Source organism: Citrobacter sp. wls826 (assembly GCF_005281245.1).
Lineage (GTDB): Bacteria > Pseudomonadota > Gammaproteobacteria > Enterobacterales > Enterobacteriaceae > Citrobacter > Citrobacter braakii.
The window spans coordinates 62629-67172 of sequence record NZ_SZWS01000048.1 but is presented as its reverse complement, the minus strand read 5'-3'; the positions used below and the strand labels follow the sequence as shown (position 1 = coordinate 67172).

The following is a 4544-nucleotide window of genomic DNA, read 5'->3' as shown; positions in this document are numbered from 1 at the left end:
ATAGCATACGGCGCTAAATCGACCTGATTTAGCGCCGCCTTTTGGAGGGTAAAATGGTGTCACATTATCGCTTTGAGTTCATTCTTATTACCCTGATAATTTGCGCCCTCATTGCCATGCATTTTTATCTATACTGAGTGTAGTTATCTGATTTTACTCCCACTTTCCCGCCGTCCCGTCTATAGTATTAACTGAGGGTTTGCTGTTAAAAATCATAATTCCCCACCAGAGTGTGATATGCATAAAACCATTGCTGTGTTACTGGGTTCAATTTGTTTACTTCCTGTCGTTGCGCATGCGGACCAGCCTGCAACGGCCAGCGCTGAAGCAGAAAACGTAAAAACGCTGTTTTTTGGTCATGACGATCGCATAAAAGTGACTGACCCAACGCAATCTCCTTGGGACGCTATCGGGCAACTGGAAACCGCCAGCGGTAACCTGTGTACTGCCACGCTCATTTCACCACGACTGGCACTGACTGCCGGACACTGCTTACTCACCCCCCCGAAAGGCAAGCCGGATAAAGCCGTGGCATTACGCTTCGTGTCGAAAAAGGGTGTCTGGCGCTACGAGATCCACGGCATTGAAGGACGGGTTGATCCCTCGCTCGGAAAACGTTTAAAAGCCGATGGCGATGGCTGGATTGTGCCGCCTTCCGCGGCCCCGTGGGATTTTGGTCTGGTGGTGCTGCGTTACCCACCTTCTGGGATCACACCGCTGCCATTATTTGAAGGTGATAAAGCGGCATTAACCGCGGCGCTGAAAACCGCAGATCGTAAAGTTACGCAGTCGGGTTACCCAGAAGATCATCTCGATGACTTGTACACGCATCAGGATTGCGTGGTGACCGGTTGGGCGCAGAATACCGTTTTGTCGCACCAGTGCGACACACTCCCGGGCGACAGCGGTTCACCATTGATGTTGAAGACAGATACTGGCTGGCAGTTGATTGGCGTACAAAGCTCCGCTCCGGCGGCGAAAGATCGCTGGCGGGCCGATAATCGCGCCATATCCGTGACCGGTTTTCGCGATAAGCTGGATGAGTTGGCGAACGAATAACCTATGCTGCCCGTAGTAACGGGCAGCACTGAGATCAGGCAAGTTTAATCATCACCATTCCGGCAAGCAGCAGCGCCAAACCGATCCAGCCTTTATGATTCAGGCGCTGACCAAACAATACCCAACCTGCCGCTAACGTCGCAGCAATCCCAAAGCCGCCCCACAAGGCGTAGGCAACAGAAAGGTCGATACCTTTTACCGCCTGGGACAGCGCGCTAAAGGCCGCTAACACGGCTGCCAGCGACAGCACGCCATAAGTCTTGCGGCGAAACCCATCTGAAAATTTCAAAAAGACGTTAGCGACGATTTCGAGCACAATGGCTATGCCAAGCCATGCGCCGTGAACCCACTCAAACTGCTGCATGGCTCACCTCTCTGCCCGCCTTTGTCGGTTTTCGTGTACCGGATTTAATCAGCACAATACCTAACACCAGCGAGACCAGTCCAGCCACCTTCATCGTGGACAAGGTTTCGTCAAATAACAGCACGCTGAACAGCGTAATAAATAAAATACCGATACCTTCCCATAAGGCATAGGCCACACCAAGGGCAATTTTTTTAACGGCAAAACTGAGAAAAATATACGATAAGGCAATCATTACCAGCATTAAAATAAAGCCCGAATTACCATGGCCGACACTTGCCCATTTCATTGACAGCGTACCAGTAATTTCAGCCGCGATGGCCAGACCTAATAATATCCAGTAAAACATAATGCTTCTCCTGCTTGAGAATATAGTCCTTTGGGCCTACTGCATGCAGTAAACCAAAAAATAAAATTAGTTAGCTCAGCGCACAGCGCCAGCTCAGGCAGAAGAAGGGACTAAAGCGCGTTGCGCCAGTGTTGCTCACCCGCAAGCAAGAAAGTGGAGGAGGTACGAAGAAGTGAAGGTAAACGCAAAAACATCCTGAACATATTGTCCATAATATTACAATTATCCGCAGTGTTGCTTCTCATCATCGCGGATGATAATTGTCCTCGGTAGTTAAACACAGATGATTTGTACCATAGCTTCAATGCGAACTCAAAGTCTTTTCACTTCTTTACCTGCCCCATTTGATTTTTGTTATAACGGCTCGACGCAAATCACATTATTATTCAGATTCAAAAATGAAAAATGCAGGAATACACATGGCGAAACCGATCATCACGCTTAACGGCCTAAAAATAGTCATTATGCTGGGCATGCTGGTTATCATCCTGAGCGGCATCCGCGTTGCCGCAGATATCATCGTCCCATTTATTCTGGCGTTATTTATTGCCGTCGTGCTTAACCCCGTGGTGCAGCGGATGGTCAAACTTCGCATACCGCGCGTAATAGCGGTATCATTGCTCATTGTTATTATTGTGATGCTAATGGTGTTGCTATTAGCGTATTTAGGTACATCCTTAAACGAGCTTGCGCGAACGCTGCCGCAGTATCGCTCTTCACTGGTTATCCCACTCAAAAACCTTGAGCCGTGGTTACAGCGCGCAGGGATCGGCGTTTCCGTAGATGAACTCGTCAAATATATCGACCCGAACGCGGCAATGACGCTGGTGACCAATTTACTGGCGCAGTTGTCTAATGCCATGTCATCGATATTTTTACTGCTGTTGACGGTGGTTTTTATGCTGCTGGAAGTACCGCAGTTACCCAACAAACTCAAACAAATGATGAGTCGTCCCATTGAGGGAATGGCGGCGATTCAACGAGCCATCGACAGCGTTTCCCACTATCTGGTGCTCAAAACGGCGATCAGCATTGTGACCGGGTTGGTGGCCTGGGGCATGCTTGCCGCACTCGACGTGCGTTTCGCTTTTGTCTGGGGACTGCTGGCCTTTGCACTCAACTATATTCCTAATATCGGTTCGGTGCTGGCCGCCATTCCCCCTATTGCTCAGGTGCTGGTATTTAGCGGCCTTTATGACGCCCTGGTGGTTTTCGCAGGTTATCTGGTCATTAACCTGGTGTTCGGGAATATCCTCGAACCGCGGATCATGGGGCGTGGACTTGGGTTGTCTACGCTGGTGGTGTTTCTGTCGTTAATCTTCTGGGGCTGGTTACTGGGGCCTGTCGGGATGCTGCTTTCTGTGCCGCTGACCATCATCGTGAAAATCGCGCTTGAGCAAACCAACGGCGGTCAAAGCATTGCCGTGTTGCTGAGCGATCTCAATAAAGAGTGAATTCGCCCCGCCATTGCGGGCATTTTTATCGTTTAGCGCGTAGCACGTAGCGCCAGAACGGCGCTACACAACGTAAATAACGCAATTATCCAGGCCATAGTCCATGGTGTTCCGTCGCTGAAGGCGGCCAGCAGCAATGACGAGATAATGCCGCTACCGTATTGTAACGCGCCAATCAGCGCGGAGGCTGAACCGGCGATGCTCGGTACTGCGTCCAGCGCAGCAGCGGTTGAAGTAGCAGCAATAATGCCATTCATTGAGAAAAACAGAAAAACGGTGATGATAATGGCTTCAACGCCACCTGACTCCAGCTTAACCAGCACCGCAAGCGCCACTGCAGCCAGCGCCGCCAGCATCGTCGCATACTTTAGCAGTTGCTCCAGAGAATGCCGTTGCACCAGACGACGGTTTACTACGCTCATGACCATGACTCCGACAATATTGAGCGCAAACAGCCAGCCGTAATGCTGTGGTTCAACATGATAATAGCTAATATAAACAAACGGCGAACCGGTAATAAACGCATACGCGGCAACGTAATAACACGTCAGGCTCAGGGTGTAGCGCATAAAACGTCCATTGGCGAATAGCGAACGATAATTACGAAATGCGCCAGCTAAAGAAGCTTTCACCCGTTTCTCTTCCGGCAATGTTTCCGGCAGCCAGTTTAAGGAGATAAACATCAGCGCTCCTATCACCGCCAGCAGCCAAAAAACAGAGTGCCAGGTGCTCAGGCGAATAATTTGTCCGCCAATCAACGGTCCTGCTATTGGCGCAATCGCCATGACCAGCACCAGAGTTGAAAGCATTTGCGCCGCGCGAGTACGTGCAAAGAGATCGCGGATCATCGCCCGCGCCAGCATAGGTCCGGTACAGGCTCCAAGCGCCTGAAAAACTCGCCAGAAAACAATTTGCGTAATACTCGTGGACATCGCACATCCTGCGGAGCCGATGATAAAAAGCACCATGCCAATTAACAGCGGTTTACGCCGTCCCAGATGATCGCTTATCGACCCCCAAATCAATTGCGCAATGGCGAAACCTACCAAAAAACCGGTGATCGTCAGTTCTACATTGCCATGCAAATCCTCTGCCATTGTCGGCATTGCCGGAAGATAAATGTCGGTGGAAAGCGAGGCAAAGGCCATCAGGCCACTGAGGATCAGAATAAAAGTAAGACCAGTCTGGCTTGCTATAGCCGCCGACGAGGCATGTTTACGTGTACGCATAGCGCCCTGTTATGTTCTAAAAAGTCAGGAAGCAGTATATACACGGCGTTTTACGGTGATTAGACGGTTAAAACCGTATGGGTTTATGA

Annotated in this window: 5 protein-coding genes; 2 read left to right on the top strand and 3 right to left on the bottom strand. The window is 50.1% G+C overall.

What is annotated here, in order from left to right:
* Positions 1–237: 237 nt before the first annotated feature.
* On the top strand, positions 238–1059 hold the full coding sequence (locus FDW87_RS10955; protein ID WP_016156459.1) for a serine protease: 822 nt from the start codon (positions 238–240) through the stop codon (positions 1057–1059).
* Between the two features lie 34 nt (positions 1060–1093).
* Here FDW87_RS10955 and mdtI read toward each other — a convergent pair whose 3' ends face one another.
* Entirely contained in the window at positions 1094–1423 is a 330-nt protein-coding gene (gene mdtI / locus FDW87_RS10950) for a multidrug/spermidine efflux SMR transporter subunit MdtI (RefSeq protein WP_016153035.1), read from the bottom strand.
* Positions 1410–1775: a multidrug/spermidine efflux SMR transporter subunit MdtJ gene (gene mdtJ, locus FDW87_RS10945; RefSeq protein ID WP_161623250.1), complete on the bottom strand. Its 366-nt coding sequence runs from the start codon at positions 1773–1775 to the stop codon at positions 1410–1412. The genes mdtI and mdtJ overlap by 14 nt, the downstream gene beginning before the upstream one ends.
* A 416-nt stretch (positions 1776–2191) precedes the next feature.
* Here mdtJ and FDW87_RS10935 point away from each other — a divergent pair, with 416 nt between their 5' ends.
* Positions 2192–3226: an AI-2E family transporter gene (locus FDW87_RS10935; RefSeq protein ID WP_019076755.1), complete on the top strand. Its 1035-nt coding sequence runs from the start codon at positions 2192–2194 to the stop codon at positions 3224–3226.
* 32 nt (positions 3227–3258) lie between these two features.
* On the opposite strand, the gene FDW87_RS10930 is transcribed toward FDW87_RS10935, so the two are convergent.
* Positions 3259–4455, bottom strand: coding sequence for a multidrug effflux MFS transporter (locus tag FDW87_RS10930; protein WP_137379737.1), 1197 nt, complete (start codon positions 4453–4455; stop codon positions 3259–3261).
* Between the last annotated feature and the right edge of the window lie 89 nt (positions 4456–4544).